Below are 19149 nucleotides of genomic sequence, written 5' to 3' on the forward strand. Positions count from 1 at the left end.
TACTTATGTTTAGAAGGGGTAACCAATAGCGATGTTGAGTACCATGCCCTGTTGGCCTGGTTCGGGCGTGAACCTGAATTTAAAATCGTTGAGAACAAAACGTTCTCCTTCGGGCAGGTAGGGCACCCGTACAGGTATACCCAGGTCAAACCGAATCACGAAGAATTCAATGTCAACCCGTAGGCCAAATCCCGTACCTACTGCCAGTTCATTGAAGAGGTTGCTTGCTTTGAACTTTGGCTTATCCAGCTCGCCATTTTGATTGTAGGTTTCATTGATAAGCCAGATGTTACCGGCATCCACAAAAACAGCTCCTCTGAAAAACCCGAAGATCGGGAAGCGGTATTCCGCATTCGCCTCCAGTTTGATATCACCTACCTGGTCAAAAAAGGAGAAGGCAATGGTATCTGGTACGTTGTAGGTACCTGGCCCGATACTGCGTGCCCGAAATGCCCGGATACTGTTCGGTCCCCCGATGGAGAATTGCTTTACATAGGGCATGGTCATGGAGTTGCCATAAGGGTAACCGACACCAGCTACAAACCGGGTCGCCAGCTGGCTCATCTCCGTAAAGTTTAAATAATACCGGAAGTCATTGTCAATGCGGGTGTACTGCGAGTACGGCTGATTGAAAATAGTACGCGGTGGCACAGGCGGGTCCGAGGCATCATCGCGTTTCTCATTGCCTAGCAGCGACTGCACGGCGCTCACCATATTACCTGATACGTCGAGGGTAGTCGAGTTAAAAAACTGATGTTTTTTCCTCTCAAGGCCCAGCATGCTGAAGGTATGCTGGTAGATAGAGCCTATAATGAACTGCTCTTCAAAACTGCTCCTCAAAAAAGGGTTCTGCTCTAGCAAATCACTGAACTCCTGCGTTTGACTACCCAAGCGCACATATTGAAGATTGATCGGAGTGAAGTCGTGTGTGGTCGTCTGCTTCGGCCGCCAGTTATACCCATAAGAAGCATTGAATGAGTTCATTTGAAAGAACTGCACCCTGTTCAGAAAGTTATAGCCCAAGGCAATGCGCGTCTTTGGTACAAATGCGGAGCGAAGATTAGGCAGGTTAAACGGGGCAACCAATCGCGGAAAAGTCAGGCTGGTCTGCACGCCGAGCTCATAGGAGTTCAACCCGACCGGATTCTCTGACTGTGATTCGCCACTGCTCACCGTACGTTGACCTCCCACCTGATTCTCAAAGCGACCTGTCAGGTCCACAGTCAAAACTTCAGACCCTCTGAACGCATTACGGTTGCGGAACGAGACCGAAACACCCGGGCCGGCCAGGTTATTGGATTTACTTACCATCTGCGCCTCCGCCCGCAAGGATTTCTTTAGGGCGGGAGTCATGTAGATGAAGGCATCCAGGCGATCTTCTTTCAGCGTATCCCGCTCATACTGCAGGTTCACAAACTTGTAAGCGCTCAGTCCTGAAAGCCTGCTTACCGTAAGCAGGTGGTTGCGACGGCTGTAAACGCTATCCTGCGCTACGAACAGACCCGGCACAATATGCTTTGCCCGAACGTAGTTCTCGTTCGGAATATAGCTATAGGCATCAAAGCGCAGCGTATCACTCACCGAAAGACTGTCATTCAGTATATAGTTGGCATTGATAAAGATGTCATCAATTTTATAAGGCCGCAGGGCATGGGCGGGCATGTCGTTTTTCAGTCGCAGGAGTACATCAACCTGCTTGTTGCCTACCGTCGTGTCAGCGCTAAATATGAGCATGTTGGGGGCAAAGTAGAAGTAGCCCCTGTTTTTGAGCGCCTGGTCTATTCGGGCCCGCTCTGCTATCATCTTGTCCAGGTCATAAGGCTCTCCTTTTTTGAGAAGAGAGTTAGGCTGCATCTTCCGGATTTCCGCATGTATGGGCAGAGAGTCGTTGGCGATATAGGAAACTTCACGTATGCGATAGGGCTCGTGCACGGTAGCGGTCCAGCTGATGGTGCCTTTTTTCTTTTTGATCGTAGTATCGCTCTGGACTGTGTTGTAGAAGTAGCCGCGGTTGTGCAGGCGGGAGTGCATCACTTCATTGATGCTGGATGTGTCCACTTCTGAGAGCAGCACAGGCGGCTCGCCCAGCTTGTGCTGGATCCAGTTCTTGATGCCTTTCTCTTTTTCAGTATAAAAGGCATTGTAGATCCAGAGCTTGGGGCGCATGCCAAGTATAGTGGTGTTGGGTTCGGGGCGGACTGTATTGCTCAACTCGGTCTCCAGTTCGGGGCCACGGTTGCTGCTGTCTTTTTCATCATTTACCTTCACGTCAAAACCTGCAAATAAAGCATCGCCCTCCGGTACGGTTTTGGTACTGCTGCAACCGGGCAGAACCCAGCACAGCGCCAGACATAAAGCAAACAGGGTATAGCGTAAAGCTGCGGTCATAGGTGGCTTATTCTTGATCTTCTGTAACGATTTCTTGTACTTTCTCTTCGGCTTCCTGCTCTTCTCTTCGTTTCTCCCGCTGATTGAACTTAATGGCTTCCTCCATGCGGCGCTCTTCTTTGCGGGCTTCACGAGACTCCAGGCTGCGGAACAGATCGGAGAAGTTGTCATAGTCGCGCACAAAGATCAGCGCAATGCCGGTTGCCCGCACATCCCCCTCCAGGAAGCCTTCGTACTGGTTGCGCTGGAACCCGCGCACCCGCAGTCTGCCGTCTTTTGTGATGGAGTACTCAACGGACACATCCCCGCCAAAGCCGCTCATATTTCTTTGCTGTTCACTTTGTCCTTCCAGCCCAATGTCTGTACCCACCCGCACGGTCAGGCGATCATCTAGGAACTGCTGGCGCATGGCCACATTGAGGTCAGTACGGCCTTCTGCTGATCCTGAGGAGTAGTCTTCATAAGAGCTCACACCCAGTTCCAGTCCAAGCCCACCGGCATAGCGGTTGGTTAGCTGGTTTAGCTGATCTGTCATCACCTGGCTTAAGCTGTTACGGGCTGTGGAGCCCAATCCGCCGCCAGAACTGGCTGTTGGATCCTGCGCCAGGAAGCGCCCCAATACCAGCAAGGCAAATACCTGCTTATTGAGTTCTGAATCGTTTTGGCGCAATGCGGCAAGGCGGCTTTCAACTGTTCCGTCCAGGGCCCCGCGGCGCTCCTCTTCAAGCTGAATGTCAAACCCGATCTCTGGCTCCAGCATCTCGCCGCTCAAATTCACAAATACTTCAAAAGGTAGCTGCGTACGATAACGGTTCAGCGCTGCCTGTTCCATATCCACCTGATCAACAACTAGCTCCATTGGGGCTGTTTGCAATCTGTAAATGGCTGATATCTGCATGTTCGCCTGCAAGGGGTCGCCGGTCCAGTTAATGTAACTGCCTTCAGTGATTTCGAGTTGTCGTGATACCAGGTCATAGAAGTCCATGCTATACCTGCCTTCTGTGATTTCGTAGCGCCCGCTCATGCTGATTTGTCCGCTTGGTGTGATGCCGATGAAAAGGGGAGAGGCTTCACCGCGTACAACCAGGTTATCGCCAGTTGTCGGGTCAATGATGATGGTGATGGTCGTGGCATCTGTTACCGTAATCTGCGCGTCGATATTGGCACCTACGAATCCAGCGTTTGTACTTTCCTCGATGGCCCTGCCAATGACGGCATTAAGGGAATCGTTAAGCGTCACAAACTCGACCACCCCTTCACGCTCAGCCGCTGCCACGTCATCAGCCGGGATTACGGCTGTGAAAGTGGAACCGTCAAGCACTGTGACAAACACCTCGATGTTGGGCTCCAGCATACTGCCTGTGATGTTGGCCTTCAGGGCCATCTGCACATTGCCATAAAAGAGGTCGTTGTCGTCGGCTGTGGAGTTCATGGCCAGGAAGCGGTCTGTTGTGGCACGCAGGTCGAAGGTATAGTCCGTATAGTTTTGAGTCAGGATGTTGCCGTTGATATCGAGTGTATTGCCCAATGTGTCCGTCAGCGTGAATTCGCGCATGCTGATACCCTTTTCAGTGAATTCCAGACGTTCGTTTTGCAAGGTATAGAGCGAGTTGAGCATGGTCAGATTGAACTGCGCCTGATTGAAGTTCAGACCACCCCTGATCGCAGGCTGTTCCAGTGAACCCGTAATGCGTAGTTTGCCATTGGCGCTGCCGGCCAGATCATCCACCATGCCTTGCGTAAAGCCTCCAAATGAGGCCAGGTTGAGGTTAGCGATGTTAGCGTCCAGGTTTAGTAAGCTCGTTTCAGGCTGCATTTCATAAAAGCCATTAACCAATACTTCGTTTCCATTGCCGGTGAGGGCCATGTCAAGATTATAGCGGTTTGCGCCTGCGGTGTTGGCTTTCAGGGCGATGTCCCCAATCGGTATACCTGTGTAGGCAAAGTCAGTTAAAGTAAGGTCCGCTGTGAAAGCCGGACTGCCAGTCATGATATCCGTCACATTAGCGGTTCCGTTCAATACGCCCGTCATCACACTGTCCTGCTGTTGAAAAGACTCCATGATGTAGCCTATTTCAAAATTTCCGAACTCCACCTGTAGCGGTGCGTTGGGACTAACCGGCCCAGTGCTGTTGAGCAGTATATAATTGCCGTTGCGTTCTAAGCGTATGTTCTGAGCATAGAGCAGGTCCGTGTCAAACTGCAGGTAGTTATCCTGAGGAACTGTCCAGCGCTCTCCGTTAATCACGAGTTGCTCCGGGTTGAAAGCAAATCGATAACCAGGCCCCAGGCTGTTCAGCACGCCGCCTATTACAAACTGTTCCACGCTGTCAGTGCCCGCCAAGGCCAGTCGTGCAATCAGGTCATTGTCACGGGCTGCTCCGTTCAGGCTCAGATTGTTGAGCAGCAGGGAAGGGGAGCGAATCTCACGAACACCCAGTGAATAAGCCATTTGTTCCCGGTCGCCGCGTAACTCCAGCGCTACATTCTGTACCTTGTATTCAGCATAGGTCAACTGGCCTACATTCGCATCCATCGCAAATACCTGTGTTTCACCATTGTAAGAAGCTGTGATTGGCCCGTTTATCTGCAGCTGATTCAGGTCAGGCACAAATGAGGCAATGATATCCGGACGGTGTACCTGCAGCTTTACCTCAAAGTCTCCCAGGTTCAGGTTAGCCGGGAAAGGCGGATCGGGTTGCAGATCAAAGTAGGATGAGAAATGTTTGGTAAGGGCAGTCGGAAGCTCGGCAAGGTCATTCATAAAGCGCATATCGGCATCCAGTATGCTGGAGTTGAGCGCTATGGCAGTGCCAGGCATGTTCTGCTTCAGGACCAACTGAAGTGAGTCGATTGGGTAAGAGACACCCTGCAAACGCACCCGCACATTGTCACCCTCCAGCGTACCGCTGATATCACTGGCATCATTACCTGCAAAACGACCGCGCAATTGTCCTCTGATGCCCAATTCTTCCTCGTAGAAATTAAGAGCCTTCAAATCAACTCCTCTCAGGTCGAGGTCAAACACATATTCTCCACGCTCCGCATCGCGCAGATTGAAATCGCCTTTCAGGTCAAAGTTGAGATTCTCGTCACGGGCTTGCGCTGTCACCTGGTATAGGTTGCGGTCGATGCGGGCATCTACATTTACATTGTTGTAAGCATAGTTATTATAATTTGCTTCTTTGATGCGGGCCTGTATATCAGCACGCATGGTTTCAGGGCTTAGGCCTGTACCTCGGGCTGTAGCTTCCAAAGCCACACGGCCTATGCCGTAATCTTCTGTAAATAGTTGCCCCAGATCTAAACCAGAGGTTCTGACTGTTGCCCGGAAAGGCTCCGCACCGGCTGGTCCTTCGTCCATGTCAACCACGGCATTCAGGTTGCCGAAAGAACTGCTGATTGCAGCATTTAAATCAAAGTTGGTGAGCGTACCGCTATACCTGCCCGTCATGCTCAGGTTATTAGGGATTCTGATCTCAGGTGGTATGGTGCCGGGAGGAGCCAGTGCCAGTATGTCGGTGCGGGTAGTGGCCAAACGGTTAATGTCGATATCCATTGCCAGCCGGTCCGGGTCCATGGCGTTGCGTACATTCCCTGATACGTTAACAGTAGTGCCCTGCAAGCCTGCTACCTGCAGTTGCTGAATGTTGATGTTGTCCAGCCTGCCCTGCGCACGACCGTCGAGACGCACGGTAGAATTGGCAATTTTGCGGAACGAAGGATTATCAGCTAAATCGGGCGCAAAGTACAATACATCCTGCATGCCAATGCGGGAATTGTCAATATCGAGGGCCAGCCGAACAGCGTCCAGGTTATCGGTGAGGTCATCCCAGGAGGTATAGCGCAGTGCCAGGTCTTTGCTGATGCGGCTGTGTCCGGTTTGAAGATCCAGGTCAGCCAGTCTGGCATGGGTGGAGTCCAGTGTAATAGCCGAATTAAAATTGTTGATCTCGAATCCGCTTTGCTCTTTGAGCTTGAGTTGATTGAGTTGCATGCCCATGCGGTTCAGGCTATACCTGATGTCTTCGGCATCCATCTCGATATTTGAGAAGCGCAGGTGGTTGTAGTCCATACCCCGTGCCTGACGCGGTGCGTCCGCATTATCCATGCCTGCCTCGAGTCCACTAACGTTTAGCTTGTCTAGGTTTATCACCCATTTAACAGGTTGCCCCTGTGTCTTTTCAACAGATTCATCCAGCTTCTGGACTGTTTTTGCCGGGTTCACCGCCAGGGAGTCTGTCGGTTTCATCTTCTCCTGCACATACAGCACCTTGGAGTCGTGCAGGTCGAAGCTTCGCAGGTCGATGCGGGCGTTTGGCAGGTCGATGTCCTCTACGGTCAGTTCTGAGTTGCCTAGTTTCAGTTCAATGCGCTGGTCAGCAGGTATACTCACGTAGTTCAAGGCAACATTCTCTACGACCACGCCATTCATGCCAAAGTCAAAGGTAATAGGCTCTGACTCTGTTTCGGGCGGAAGCTTCGACTGCACGTATTTTATACCGGCATTCCGAAGCTCTATTTTATCTAACCTATAGATTTCCTCTTCCAGGTTTAGCTTTTCCATGGTGGTGGTCAACTGGCCCACCCTGGCCTTAATGTGGTTACCACCTGCCTCATCGTTGAAGTTGACATACACATTTTCCAGGTTGATCAGACCCAGGTCAATCTGCATGGCAGCAGAGGTGTCGGCAGGTTGAGCTGCCGTGGTATCAGTTGCAAAGGCCTCGGCCAGGAAATCGAAATTGGAAGTAGAGTCGGGTCGTATGTGCAGGTTGACAGTGGCCTGCTGCAAGTCAATTTTGCTGATGTTCAATTCGCCACTCAGCAGTGACCATAATTTGATGTCAAGGCCGAGTCGCTGGCTATACCAGAGTGTGTCCTGCTGCTGGTCCTCAAGGTATACGTCCTCCAGTACAATGGCATTGCGCCAATCTGTTTTGAAACGTCCGATCTCCACCCGTGTATCCAGCATACCCGCCAGGTATGAGGCGCCTTTCTGGGCGGCGAAGTTCTGCACTTTGGGAATCTGTAAGGCGATGATGATGAGCAATAGCAGGCCCACTACGATGGCAAGGAACCATAGTATCACCTTGGCAATGGTCTTTCCGATATGTTTAGCTGATGCGATAGAGCAATAGGTTTTACTGTTTGGCTTTACGAAAGATTGCTAACAAGGATAGAATTTTTTACTAACGTGAATCGTACCCTGCATGAATCTCAGTAGATAGACGACAAAGCTGCTCCTGTTTTGTTCTGTTGGCGGGTATACAGTCGTCGCTATTATTTGGTGAATGGCTGGGGTTAACCTATTAACAGACAAACAACTACGTGAGATAGGAGTAAAAAGTAGAAGGTGTCTGTTTATTTAAAATTTCTACCATATGGCAGCGTCAGCTATACCTCCGGGTTTTCAGGAAATGTTGGGTTTTGGGTTAGTGGAAGCCTTACTGGGTCGCAGATCACGCCGTTTTTTTATGGGAGCGGAAATCCCCGATGGGGTGTTTGCTTACAAATCGAAGCATGAACCCGTACCCCTATCGGAGTTAGAGAAACTACTTGTGGTGACCGCCTGCGCCGGTAATACAGGCTGGCATAACATGATCTACCGGGCACAACGCTATGCACCGCATCTCTCAAATTATGCTGCCGCTGCCGGTGGCCGTACCTTCCCGTCTGCTGCAGGCTTCCATACCTCCATGACATTCTTTACAGATGACACGGGTGTGTATGGGCTCAACAACCGGGATGCGCCAGCTTCAGCTGATAGGGCAGCGGATGGCACCATGGACCTGCAGGCGGTAGTGGAAGCTATGCAGCGCCACGTCACAAAACTGCAGGACGGGCGCTTGAAACTGCCGGCTGAGGTGCCTTTTGTGGAAGCACACAATACGTGGGTAAGCAACAAGCCCGGAACGCTGCTGGTAATTCCGGTGTCGGATCTGGCCCAACATGTGTTACTGGCACTCTGTTACATGCTGCAGAACGGACTTGTGCTCTATGATGATATCAATAAGCAGGCAATACCAGGTATAGAGCGCTTTTCGGATTTGGTGGACCCACATAATACATGGCCCATCACTTTTGTGGAGCAGCTGTCACTGGCAGAGGTGACCGTGGAGATGTCGACTTCCTGTTATGCTGGTGCGCTGATGTTGCAGGCAATGGGGCTGGGAGGATGGTTGTATGATGGCATAGACCCTTTCAGTGTATTGGGTGCCAGTGGGGTTGCCGGCGTAGAGGGGCTAGGTTTTCGGTATGATACTGATGAACGCTGGCCATATCCAAACCCAACCGGATTGGCAGGAGTGCTGGAAGCTTACTGTCCGCCGCACTATGCGGATATGCGTGCTGCCGTGGATGCGGTGTGTGACAGGAAGTTTGGGGAGGGAGGACCTTTTCACCCGGCAACGCCAGGCCCCTGGAAAGACGCAGGACGAGTAAGGGGAGCCGCCCAGGTGCATGACGCAGCATTCCGGGAGTGTGTGGCCCTGCAAGCGCAATACGTGTTCGATACCTTTGGCAAGTTTCCAGGCACGGTACCTTCTGTCTTCATCTGCACCTACCTGCAGGCGCATCACCTGGATATGGATTTTTATGATCAGTTTTATCAACCGGGAGCCTATTTGCATACCCATGCGCATCACATGAAGCAGTGGCATCCGGAGTACAAGCAATCAGAATAGAAAGGAGTTTTACGCCATCATGACATTATAGCGGCTGTACACGCCCATCAATTCGCCCATGGCGAGTACATGCGGCCCCATCACACGAAGCAGTGCCTGCCGGCCAGTACCTTCTTTGATATGGAGCATCACATCCAGGGCGTATACCCTGAAATAGTAATGATGCAAGCCCTGAGGCGGACAGGGGCCTCCATAATGCAGCTTTCCAAAGTCGTTGGTGCCCTGTATACCTGGCACTACCCCTTCTTCAATCAGGTTTGTCGGGTTTACATTCCAGACCAGCCAGTGCGTCCAGATACCACGTGGCGCATCGGGGTCCTCTATGATCAGCACCAGGCTTTCTGTGTACTTCGGCAGGTTTCTGATTTCAAGCGGTGGACTGATGTTTTCCCCATCACAGGTATAGCGAATAGGGATCCGCTCCCCCTGCGAGAAGGCGGGACTTGTCAGGTATAGCTTTCCTTGGGCTCTCGGCTGCATAAAGTTTCAGTTCCTCTTTAGTATGAATGTGACCGCAGTAAGTAAGGGTATGAATAAGTGTGCAGGTTTAATGGTTTTATGTATATTTATATTATAACTTTGTTTCTTTATAAAGGTTTAGATTTTGAATAAATAAAAGGCTATTTTAACTAATTATATTATTAGAAAGGCTTGATTTGGTATTTTAAAGCCTGTTAGCGGACCAAAAATCAAGTTTCAGGAGCGATATATTAGAAGGATTATCTATAAAATATTGATAATTAGCCACAACCTGCTAACTTTCGTATATAAGGCAACTCGGAAAAAAGCATATAGGGTTATGGAGAAATTTATCATCTTAACAGTTTTGGCAATCTATGCAGTGGGCTATTTGTTGTATTACATGTATGGCAAAGAAGACCGAAAGAACCGAAAGTACGATCGTTATCAGTTGTAATTATAATCAATGGATGTGATCTTGGTCTTGAACTAAGCACGCGACTGATACAGCATAAAAAAGGTGCAGGATAGAGTCCTGCACCTTTTTGGTATAAATCAAATGGGAAATTCCGTGTTCTAGCTTGCTTTGCTTAGCTGAAGATAGTTAACCAGATCGTCTATAGAATACACTGGAACCTCATCCGGTATCACGACGTTAAACTTCTTCTCCACTGCCAAAATAATATCTACAACGTCAACTATATCCATTCCATTCTCCCAAAGTCCTTTGGGGCCGGAAAGCTTGTGGGGGGCAATTGCTTTTAATCTGCTTACCAGATTAATTACCTCTTTGTATAAGGTAGTTCTAGGATCTGCCATATGTCTAGTAATAAAGGGTAGTATTGCAGTTAGCATTTCCCCGCCGGAACTCCCACTGCCAGCAGCTGCCGACAGCAGGAGTGGGGGATTAGCCAAATTGATTGCTTAGTGCGCAAACTCGTGCGCCATTTTCTTTTCTTCGAGTTCTTTGGTTTCGTACTCGAGTTCTTTGAGTGACTTCTCTTCCAGGTGTATAACCGTCTTTTTATCCAATCCGAACTTAGCCAGTATGCGGTCAAAACCATAGTAGATGATCGGCACCACGATCAGCGTCAGGAACATGGAAGAGCTTAATCCACCGATCAAAGCCCAGGCCAGACCGTTCTTGGTAGCGGCCACTGATCCGCCCGCTAATGCGATCGGCAACATACCGATTACCATGGCCAGCGTTGTCATCAGGATTGGACGGAAACGGATGCGAACGGCTTCAATCAAGGCTTCTTTTACTTCCACGCCTTCATCTTTCAGCTTGTTCGTAAAGTCAACCACCATAATGGCGTTCTTCGCTACCAGACCGATCATCATAATGATACCCAGGATCGAGAAGATACTTAGTGCCTGTTGCGCCAGCGCCAGGGCCAGCAAGGCGCCGATGATTGCCAAAGGTATAGAGAACAGTACCACCAGCGGGTATACATACGAGTCGTAAAGGGCCACCATGATCAGGTACACGAAGATGATCGATGCAAGCAAAGCTATACCCAGTGTACCGAAACCTTCGCTTTGATTTTTCAAGTCGCCACCATACTCGATGCTCACCCCAGCCGGCATGTTTACGTCCTCCATTAGTGCCTGAATTTCAGCACCTACTGAACCTGATGGACGACCAATTACCTGTGAGTTCACGTTCACAGAAGTTACGCGGTTGTAACGCTCTAACTGTGACGGACCCGTAGACTGGCGGATGTCAGCAAACTGACCCAAGCTTACCAGTTGCCCCGTGTTGTTCACAAAAGACAGGTTAGCAATGTCGGTCACGCTGCGACGATCGAATTCATCTAGACGAATATTAATATCGTAGTCTTCGGTGCCGGAACGGAAGGTTAAGTCGGAGTTGCCATTGAAGGCAAGCTGCATACTTGCACCCACGTTTTCCAGCGACAGACCTACGTTGGCCATCTTGTCACGATCCACTACTACTTCAATCTCAGGGTTACCGCCTTCTACTGAAATCTCCACGTCAGCCGTACCTGGCACACCTTCTACTACACGCATTACCTGCTGCGAGAAAGCCATGACACTGTCCAGGTTAGAACCTGAGATGATCAGCTGTATAGGAGCCTGTGCGTTACCTACCAGACCTACTGGCACTGGCGTTACTTCCACGTTTGGCAGTTTGCTCTCTATGTCGGCTTTGGCCTGACGGCTAAACTGCTCGGTGCTGAAGGTACGCTCCATCACGTCAACCAGCGTTACTGATACCTCGGCTTTGTAAGCCGTGTTCTGGCCTTGCTGCGCCGAAGAGGTAGTACCTACCGTTGTAAACACTTTTGAAACTTCAGGGAAAGCCTCCAGGTACTGTTCCACCTGCCGTGTTGCAAAGTTGGTTTGCTCAACTGTTGCGTTCTTTGGCAACTCGAGCTGCAAACTTACTTCGCCTCGGTCACCAGAAGGTATAAAGGCCGAGCCAATAAAACCCATTGGAACCAGCGCAAAGGAGGCAACCAGCATGATCATGGTAACGCCCAGTGTAATGAGCTTGTGATTGAAAGCCCACTTCAGCGCGGATGTAAAGTTATCAATGATACGGTCCAGGAAGCGCTCAAATGCTAAGATAAAACGACCGAACATATTCTTATCTGAGATGTGCTCCAGACGAGAGAACCGGCTTGCCAATAGCGGAATCAGGGTGAACGCTACAAAGAGTGAAATCATCGTGGATACGGCCACTACCACAGCAAACTGACGGAGGATGTCGGATACCAGACCTTCAGAAAGGGCAATCGGTATAAACACAACCACGATTACGAGCGTGATAGAAGTTACCGTCGACATGATCTCACGGATACCGTCGTAGGCTGCCTGCGCGGGTTTCTTGCCCATTTCCATGTGACGGTGAATGTTTTCAATTACCACAATGGCGTCATCCACCAGGATACCGACCACAAGCGAAAGTGCCAGAAGCGACATCAGGTTGAGCGAGTAACCGAACAGGTACATGAAAATAAAGGTCGCTACCAGTGAGGCAGGTATAGAGATCATCACGATCACCGCATTTCGGAATGAGTGCAGGAATAGCAGCATCACGATCGCTACCAGGATTACCGCGATCATCAAGTCGTGGATTACCGAGTCGGCAGCTTCCAGGGTAAAGTCAGAGGAGTCGCTGGCAATGTTGAAGTTCAGTCCTACATCGGCGTACGTTTTCTCCAAATCAGCCAGGGCTTCTTTAGTCAGTCGGCTTACTTCTACGGCGTTCGCATCCGACTGCTTCTGTATCGTGATACCTACGGAAGGGCTTGCGTTCACACGGGTCAGAACTTCGATGTCTTTCTGTGTATCCTGGATCTCGGCTACGTCAGCAAGGCGCACAATGCCGTTCTGGTCTTCACGGATGATCAGGCCACGCAGTTGGTCCAGCGATTCAAATTTACCAGCCAGACGAATCTGGGTCTGACCGCTTTCCTGCTTGATTCTACCCGTAGGGAAGTCAAGGTTGGAGTTGCGGATCTTCTGCTGAATCTGCAGTATCGAAAGGTTATAAGCCTCCAGTTTGTTCGCGTCAATGTTCACTTTGATCTCACGTTCCTGGCCACCCAGCACTTTGATGGCGGCCATACCTTGTATGCGCGACAGCTCTGGCTTGATCTTCTTGTCGATCAGGTCATAGAACTCAGTTGGCGACATATTAGCCGTAGCACCCATCTTGATGATCGGCAGGTCGTCGAGGTCAAACTTGTTGAGGGTTGGTGACTCGGCATCATCTGGCAGGTTGGCCAGAATGGTATTGATCTTCCGCTGCGCATCCTGCAGGGCCAGGTCCACGTTGGTGCCTTGGTTCAACTCAACCACAATAATCGAGAAACTCTCCATGGAAGTACCACGCATGGTCTTCACGTTCTCAAGCGCCGACAAAGCATCCTCAATCTCTTTGGTCACTGAGTTCTCTACTTCATTAGGCGAAGCACCAGGGTACAAAGTGGAGATAGTCAGCACCGGAGGGTTAAACTTTGGCAGCAACTCGTAATTGAGTGCCTTATAGCTGACAGCTCCAAGCAGTGTGAGGACGGTAAAGACCACCACCACCAGAGTTGATCGCTGTATGGATATTTTCGTTATGTTCATTTCTAAATGTTCTTAAGAAAGAAGTTCTTTTTGTTTCATTTTAAGGAGTTGAATTCTCCTGGAGTTTGTCTTTCCCCTACCCCCAGAGTAGAGGACTCTGATCTCTTCGCTTCTTTTTGTCATCCTGAAAGGATCTTGGTTGAAGAGCGGGCACTACTTTGGTACGAGCCACCAAGAGTCTTACAGAATGACAAAAAAGTTAGAGTATAGCAGACCTATCCTTAGAAGCGGACAGACAGTATAACTGGGTTTTACTTCAGCACTGTCACTTTCATACCTTCGCGCAGGTTGATCTGACCGCTGCGAACTACCTGTTCACCCGGCTGCACACCCTCCAGAATTTCTACCTTGTCTTGTGTTACCACACCTACACGTACCGGGCGGGCGTTGGCTACACCGTTTTTCACCACGTACACACTCGGGTTTTGGATGCTGCCCACAATTGCCTCACGTGGCAACAGGTTGGCATCACGTGTGTCAGCTAATTCAAAGAAAGCAGTACCATACATGCCGGCACGCAGGTTGTTGTCACCTGCATTTTTTACTTCTACTTCCACGTCAAACTTCAGGGTAGGGTCGGCTTGCGCTGCAATGGCGGTTACCACCCCTTCATATCCCTCGCCTGATCCTGCATTCGCTCTCACAGTTACTTTATCACCTTTGTTGATCAGGAGCACTTCGCTCTCAGATGCCTTTACTTTCAGCTTCAGCTTGTCCACGTTCACGATGTCGTAGAGTTTGGTGCCAGCGTTCAGGTAAGAGCCAACCTCCACATAGATCTCATTTATCTCACCGCTGATAGGAGCTGTGATGCGGGTCTTGGTCAGACGCTGGCGGGCAGCTACTAACTGGCCTTCAGTTGACTTCACGTTCAGGCGGGCATCTTCCAATTGTCTTTTGGTGATAGCGTCACCGGCAGCCAGGTTCTCAAAACGCTCCAGATCACGCTTGGCCTTCTCTGCATTCGTCTGGGCAGTAGCGAGGTCGGCAGCCATGGTGTTGCTTTCTACCTGCACCAGCAGTTCGCCGGCTTTCACCTTGTCGCCTTTGCGCTTGTGCACGCTTTTGATCTGGCCTTGTGTTTCTGATAACAGCGTCAGGCTTTGAATAGGGGCGAAGTTGCCCTGTGCTGTAAAGGATTTGTCTAATTTGTCTGTCGCCACCTCTGTGATGGCTACAGGGATAGCATCGCTTTTAATTTGGGCTACTGCGGCATTAGCAGCCATCTGCTCCTTGTTATCCATCAGCTTATAGGCAATAGCACCCAAAGCAACCAGCACAACCAAAATATAAATTACCTTCTTCATGTTCGTATTTCTTGTATGTCTTTATTTAGTAAGATTTCCCAAATCACCTGTGGCCTGCAGGTAGTTAAGTTCAGCCAGTTTATATTTCAGCCTTTCGTTGTTCAGGTTTGTTTGGGCTTCACGCATCGCTGTTTCGGCGTTCAACAGGTCTGTCAGCGGTGAGAGGCCTTCTTTGTAGAGCTGGTTGGTGGTGTCGTATACTTCCTGCGCCAGCTTCACATTCTCTTCCTGCGCCACAATGGAGCTCTTACTATTCTGGAGCTGTGAAACGGCATTAGTAAGCTCTACCTGGGTGTTCTTGTTGTATTGCTTGATGTCGAGGTCGATCTTTTGCATTTCCACTTCCCGCTGCTGCACCTGGGCTCTTTTGCGCAAACCATCGAACACTGGTATATTCAGTTGCACGCCTACCTGCGAGGTTGGGAACCAGTTAACGTTTGGATTGCCAAACAAACTGCCATTGTACATGCTCTGGTAAGTGTAGTTACCGAATGCAGCGAGGGTAGGGTAGTAACCGGCCCTGATGTTATCCATCTCAAGCGACTTGAGCTCTTTCTGCTTGTTAAGCACCTGGTATTGGACGCGGTTCTGAGCGGCCCCCTCGGTGTTGGCCAGCGTTGGCTGCTCAAGTAACAGGGCATCTTCTGCCGAGCCGCTGAGTGTTATAGCTTGCTCCAGTGGCATGCCCATGAAGAACTTAAGCACGTTTTGCTGCTGCTCGTAGGCCGTCATCAGGCTTTTCTTTTGGTTCTCCAGGTTTATCTTATTTACCTTGATGCGGTTCACGTCTACCTTCTTCACCAGGTCGTTTTCATACTGCAGTTGCAGGATGCGCTCCAGTTGCGTTAGCTGCGCCAGGTTAGCGTTTATGGTGTTGAATTGCTCCTGTGTTTGCAGTACCTGATAATAGGCGCTGCCTACGTTATAGATGACCTCTTCTGTGGTCATCTCCTTGCGGATGCGGAACAGATCTTCGGCGGTTTTGACAGCCTTCAGACCTACAAAGTATGATTTGCTGAACAGCAGTTGGGACACTGAAACCCCTCCTTGTAAGTTATAGTCGGTACCCATCTCAGCAAGCAGCGGGCCAGTACCCTCCGGGTTGAATTCGGCAGGTAGGGCAATTCTTGGTTTTTTCAGGGCTTTGACACCCTGCCCTGATATATCCACCTGTGGCAAGCCGGCGCTGCGCGCTTCTTTTACCTGGTATCTGGAGCCGATCTGGTCCAAGGAGGCTTTCTGAATGTTCTCATTGTTTTCCAGGGCGTAGTTGATAGCGCCCTGCAAGCTGAGTCCCGTTGCATCCGTTTGATCCTGCGCCTGGGCAGGTCGCACGAATAGCAAGGCCAGGCCGACTACTAAATATTTAATTTTCACGTCTTTGTTTATTATGTTTTGATATAACTAGTTAGTTCATAAAAAAGTGAACTAACGAAGCAAAAAAATTATTTTCTCGTTTTTTCCCAGTCCTCAATCATGCTTGGCAACTTGTCTTTCATATAGTCCAGAAAGCTTATGAAATCGTTGAGTTTTTCATCGTATATGGGGTTTTCCCGCTCACGTACTTCCATCACTTTCTTGAGAAGGCAGTTCAATGCGCTAAGGTCTTCCATTTTTCTGGCGAAATGATCTCGCCAGTTAGAGGATCTGATGCGAAAGTAGCGCTTGCGGTCACCGGAGAAAGTCGTATACTCGATGTGGCCAGTGTTAAGGAGCATGTTCAAAGCGTTACTGGTAGCACTCTTGCTAATGTTCAAAGTCTCACTGATCTCGTCGAATGAAAGCTCAGGGCTATTTGATACCAGCAAAAGGCCAAGCACACGGGACACCGCCGGTTGAAAACCATTGTTCTCATGGTATATGCCAATCTCCTCTATCAGTTGTCGCTGTTTTTCGCTAAGTGCCATGTCTAAAAGATGCTTTGTTTATTAGCTAACGACACAAAGGTATTACTTAGTTTCATTAGTTCATAATTTACAGAACCAAATTTTTCTAATTTTGTTTTTCCCTTTCTCTTGCACCTATTCTAGTAGGCGTCTCAGGTAGTTGATCTGGCCCAGATGATAATTTAAATGGCCGTGGAGATGGATCAGAAAGTAGCTGACGCTCATGTCATAGCCCAGTACCTGTTGAGGATAGGTTTGTTGTAATTGTGCCGGGCTTAGCTTATCCAAGGTATAAGCTAGCGTGTTTTTAACTTCCGTAATCTGCTGGAGCAATTCCTCCCTGGCTATACCTGTGCGGCTAAATTCCGCCTCGCGGTCGCGTATGTAACCACTTCCACCCAGGTTTGCGCCAATGTAGGTGTTCAGGTTGCCAATCAGGTGAAGGCAAAGGTTACCAGCCGAATTGGTAACCTGCCCTTGTGTTTTCCACAGATTTTCCGCTTGATCGAATGCCTTTATTTCTTCGGCGAGTCTATCCAGGTCCCGAAGGAGTAAGCGCTTGATATCCGTTGCCAGGTGCTGCATAGTCACAATTGCTATACCGGTGTTGCTAATTTTTCGGCTCCTTTATCCGAATCACCATGCCCTCGTCACCGCTCAGGCTTATCCGGTCTTTTACCTCCTTGCCTTCTCGTTCCGTTAGTGTGTCGATCTCAATGGTACCCTCAAACTGGAAGTGCTTCGGGTGAAAATGGCAGGTCTTATGGCTGAGGTTCAGCAGGATCAGGAAGCGCGTGTCAGCAGTATAGCGCATGTACGCCAGCAGTGGTTTTTGTGCCTCCATCGGTTTGTAGTCCCCGATGCGAAGGGCGTCTTCTTTCTGCCGCAGGTTCATCAGGCGTTGATGCAATGCATACATGGAAACATCGTCATCAGATTGCGCTTCAATATTCACGCGGCGGAAATTATCGGGCAGCGGCAGCCACGGTTTCACCTTGCTGAAGCCTGCATTTTCGCTGTCATCCCACTGCATCGGCGTGCGCTGCGGGTCACGGCTCAGGTTGAGACCGGGCATGTTGAGCCCCTGCGGATCCTGCACCTCGTCCTCAGGTATAGGAACGTCCCGCATGCCTATTTCATCACCGTAATAAATAGTGGGTGTACCGCGCAGTGTGAGCAGGAGCATCGCAGCCACCCGTGCCTGATCCTGGCCTACCCGGCTTGAGATGCGCGATTGGTCATGATTGCCCAGCACCCAGTTCGGCCATCCGCCTTCCGGCAAGGCTGCCTCATACTGGTTGATGTTGGAGGCGATTTCCTCTGCATCCCAGTCCGTAGAGAGCAGCAGAAAGTTGAATGGAAGGTGCGCGCCATCCATATTGGAGCCGTAATAGGTCATCAGTTTGTGAATCGGGAGATAGATCTCACCGATCATCATGCGTTCGTCATACTCGTCGAGCACGGAACGCATTTTCCTGACAATGTCATGTACCTCGGGTTGGTCAGTTGAGTAGGCAGGTATAAGCTTTTCGTAAGTGGCCTGGTGGGATTTGTAATCCGGATTGGTCGGGTTATCGCGCAGCTGCTCGTCTTTGATCATGTGCCACATCACATCCACACGGAAGCCGTCTACCCCTTTGTCGAGCCAAAAGCGCATCACATCCATCATCGCATCCTGCACCGCAGGGTTGCGCCAGTTCAGGTCAGGCTGCTCTTTCAGGAAGGCGTGGTAGTAAAACTGCTCGGTGTTTTCGTCCCATTCCCAGGCACTGCCTCCAAATACACTGAGCCAGTTGTTTGGTTCGGAACCGTCTTCCTTGGCATCTTCCCAAATGTACCAGTCGCGTTTCGGATTATCCTTGGACGAGCGGGACTCCTTAAACCACGGATGCTCGTTGGAAGTGTGATTAGGAACAAGGTCCAGGATCAGCTTCATCCCCCGTTCGTGTACGGCCTGCAGGAGGTCATCAAAATCATCCATAGTGCCAAATAGCGGGTGGATGTCGCAGTAGTCAGAAATGTCATAGCCAAAATCAGCCATGGGAGAGGAGAAGATAGGAGAGATCCAGATACCTGTGACGCCGAGTGACTTGATATGGTCCAGTCGCTGGATGATCCCTTTCAGGTCGCCAACGCCATCGTCGTCGCTGTCCTGATAAGAACGTGGGTAGATTTGGTAAATAACTCCTTCCTGCCACCACAGGTATTTTTGCTGCGCGTCTTTCATTGCTGTTGGTTTGTTCTGCCAATCGGCCTTGAGCCGGTAATTTTTAGTAATGTTTGATGTACGGGTAAAGCCGGTTAAGGTATACCTTGCCT

Annotated in this window: 11 protein-coding genes; 1 reads left to right on the top strand and 10 read right to left on the bottom strand. The window is 50.0% G+C overall.

Annotated features, from left to right (window positions below; translation table 11 throughout):
* Positions 1–9: 9 nt before the first annotated feature.
* A complete protein-coding gene (tamL, locus tag AC5FX6_RS02105; RefSeq protein ID WP_493595373.1) occupies positions 10–2388 on the bottom strand; it encodes a translocation and assembly module lipoprotein TamL in 2379 nt (792 codons plus the stop codon).
* Positions 2389–2395: 7 nt separating this feature from the next.
* Positions 2396–7480, bottom strand: coding sequence for a translocation/assembly module TamB domain-containing protein (locus AC5FX6_RS02110; protein WP_493595374.1), 5085 nt, complete (start codon positions 7478–7480; stop codon positions 2396–2398).
* Positions 7481–7772: 292 nt separating this feature from the next.
* Between AC5FX6_RS02110 and AC5FX6_RS02115 the strand changes: the two genes are divergently transcribed.
* The gene (locus AC5FX6_RS02115) at positions 7773–9074 is read left to right on the top strand and encodes a hypothetical protein (RefSeq protein WP_493595375.1); all 1302 of its coding nucleotides are present in this window, start codon (positions 7773–7775) and stop codon (positions 9072–9074) included.
* A gap of 9 nt (positions 9075–9083) precedes the next feature.
* On the opposite strand, the gene AC5FX6_RS02120 is transcribed toward AC5FX6_RS02115, so the two are convergent.
* The 8 genes from AC5FX6_RS02120 to AC5FX6_RS02155 form a co-directional block, all read right to left on the bottom strand.
* On the bottom strand, positions 9084–9554 hold the full coding sequence (locus AC5FX6_RS02120) for a YbhB/YbcL family Raf kinase inhibitor-like protein (protein ID WP_493595376.1): 471 nt from the start codon (positions 9552–9554) through the stop codon (positions 9084–9086).
* Between the two features lie 555 nt (positions 9555–10109).
* Positions 10110–10352 carry an acyl carrier protein gene (locus tag AC5FX6_RS02125; RefSeq protein ID WP_493595377.1) on the bottom strand — a complete coding sequence of 81 codons (243 nt, stop codon included), beginning with the start codon at positions 10350–10352 and terminating at the stop codon, positions 10110–10112.
* Between the two features lie 105 nt (positions 10353–10457).
* Positions 10458–13637, bottom strand: coding sequence for an efflux RND transporter permease subunit (locus tag AC5FX6_RS02130; protein WP_493595378.1), 3180 nt, complete (start codon positions 13635–13637; stop codon positions 10458–10460).
* Positions 13638–13888: 251 nt separating this feature from the next.
* A complete protein-coding gene (locus AC5FX6_RS02135) occupies positions 13889–14944 on the bottom strand; it encodes an efflux RND transporter periplasmic adaptor subunit (protein ID WP_493595379.1) in 1056 nt (351 codons plus the stop codon).
* A 21-nt stretch (positions 14945–14965) separates the two neighbouring features.
* A complete protein-coding gene (locus tag AC5FX6_RS02140; RefSeq protein ID WP_493595380.1) occupies positions 14966–16321 on the bottom strand; it encodes a TolC family protein in 1356 nt (451 codons plus the stop codon).
* 68 nt (positions 16322–16389) lie between these two features.
* Positions 16390–16851, bottom strand: a complete 462-nt coding sequence (locus AC5FX6_RS02145) for a GbsR/MarR family transcriptional regulator (RefSeq protein ID WP_493595381.1) — start codon at positions 16849–16851, stop codon at positions 16390–16392.
* Positions 16852–16965: 114 nt separating this feature from the next.
* On the bottom strand, positions 16966–17415 hold the full coding sequence (locus AC5FX6_RS02150; RefSeq protein ID WP_493595382.1) for a DinB family protein: 450 nt from the start codon (positions 17413–17415) through the stop codon (positions 16966–16968).
* A gap of 25 nt (positions 17416–17440) precedes the next feature.
* Positions 17441–19057, bottom strand: a complete 1617-nt coding sequence (locus tag AC5FX6_RS02155; RefSeq protein WP_493595383.1) for an alpha-amylase family glycosyl hydrolase — start codon at positions 19055–19057, stop codon at positions 17441–17443.
* Positions 19058–19149 lie beyond the last annotated feature (92 nt).

Source organism: Pontibacter sp. LHS2 (assembly GCF_058932845.1).

Excerpts from the sequence above, each read along its gene's own strand:
- tamL (WP_493595373.1), bottom strand. The coding sequence starts at position 2,388 with ATGACCGCAGCTTTACGCTATACCCTGTTTGCTTTATGTCTGGCGCTG.
- AC5FX6_RS02115 (WP_493595375.1), top strand. The coding sequence starts at position 7,773 with ATGGCAGCGTCAGCTATACCTCCGGGTTTTCAGGAAATGTTGGGTTTT.
- AC5FX6_RS02120 (WP_493595376.1), bottom strand. The coding sequence starts at position 9,554 with ATGCAGCCGAGAGCCCAAGGAAAGCTATACCTGACAAGTCCCGCCTTC.
- AC5FX6_RS02125 (WP_493595377.1), bottom strand. The coding sequence starts at position 10,352 with ATGGCAGATCCTAGAACTACCTTATACAAAGAGGTAATTAATCTGGTA.
- AC5FX6_RS02130 (WP_493595378.1), bottom strand. The coding sequence starts at position 13,637 with ATGAACATAACGAAAATATCCATACAGCGATCAACTCTGGTGGTGGTG.
- AC5FX6_RS02135 (WP_493595379.1), bottom strand. The coding sequence starts at position 14,944 with ATGAAGAAGGTAATTTATATTTTGGTTGTGCTGGTTGCTTTGGGTGCT.
- AC5FX6_RS02145 (WP_493595381.1), bottom strand. The coding sequence starts at position 16,851 with ATGGCACTTAGCGAAAAACAGCGACAACTGATAGAGGAGATTGGCATA.
- AC5FX6_RS02150 (WP_493595382.1), bottom strand. The coding sequence starts at position 17,415 with ATGCAGCACCTGGCAACGGATATCAAGCGCTTACTCCTTCGGGACCTG.
- AC5FX6_RS02155 (WP_493595383.1), bottom strand. The coding sequence starts at position 19,057 with ATGAAAGACGCGCAGCAAAAATACCTGTGGTGGCAGGAAGGAGTTATT.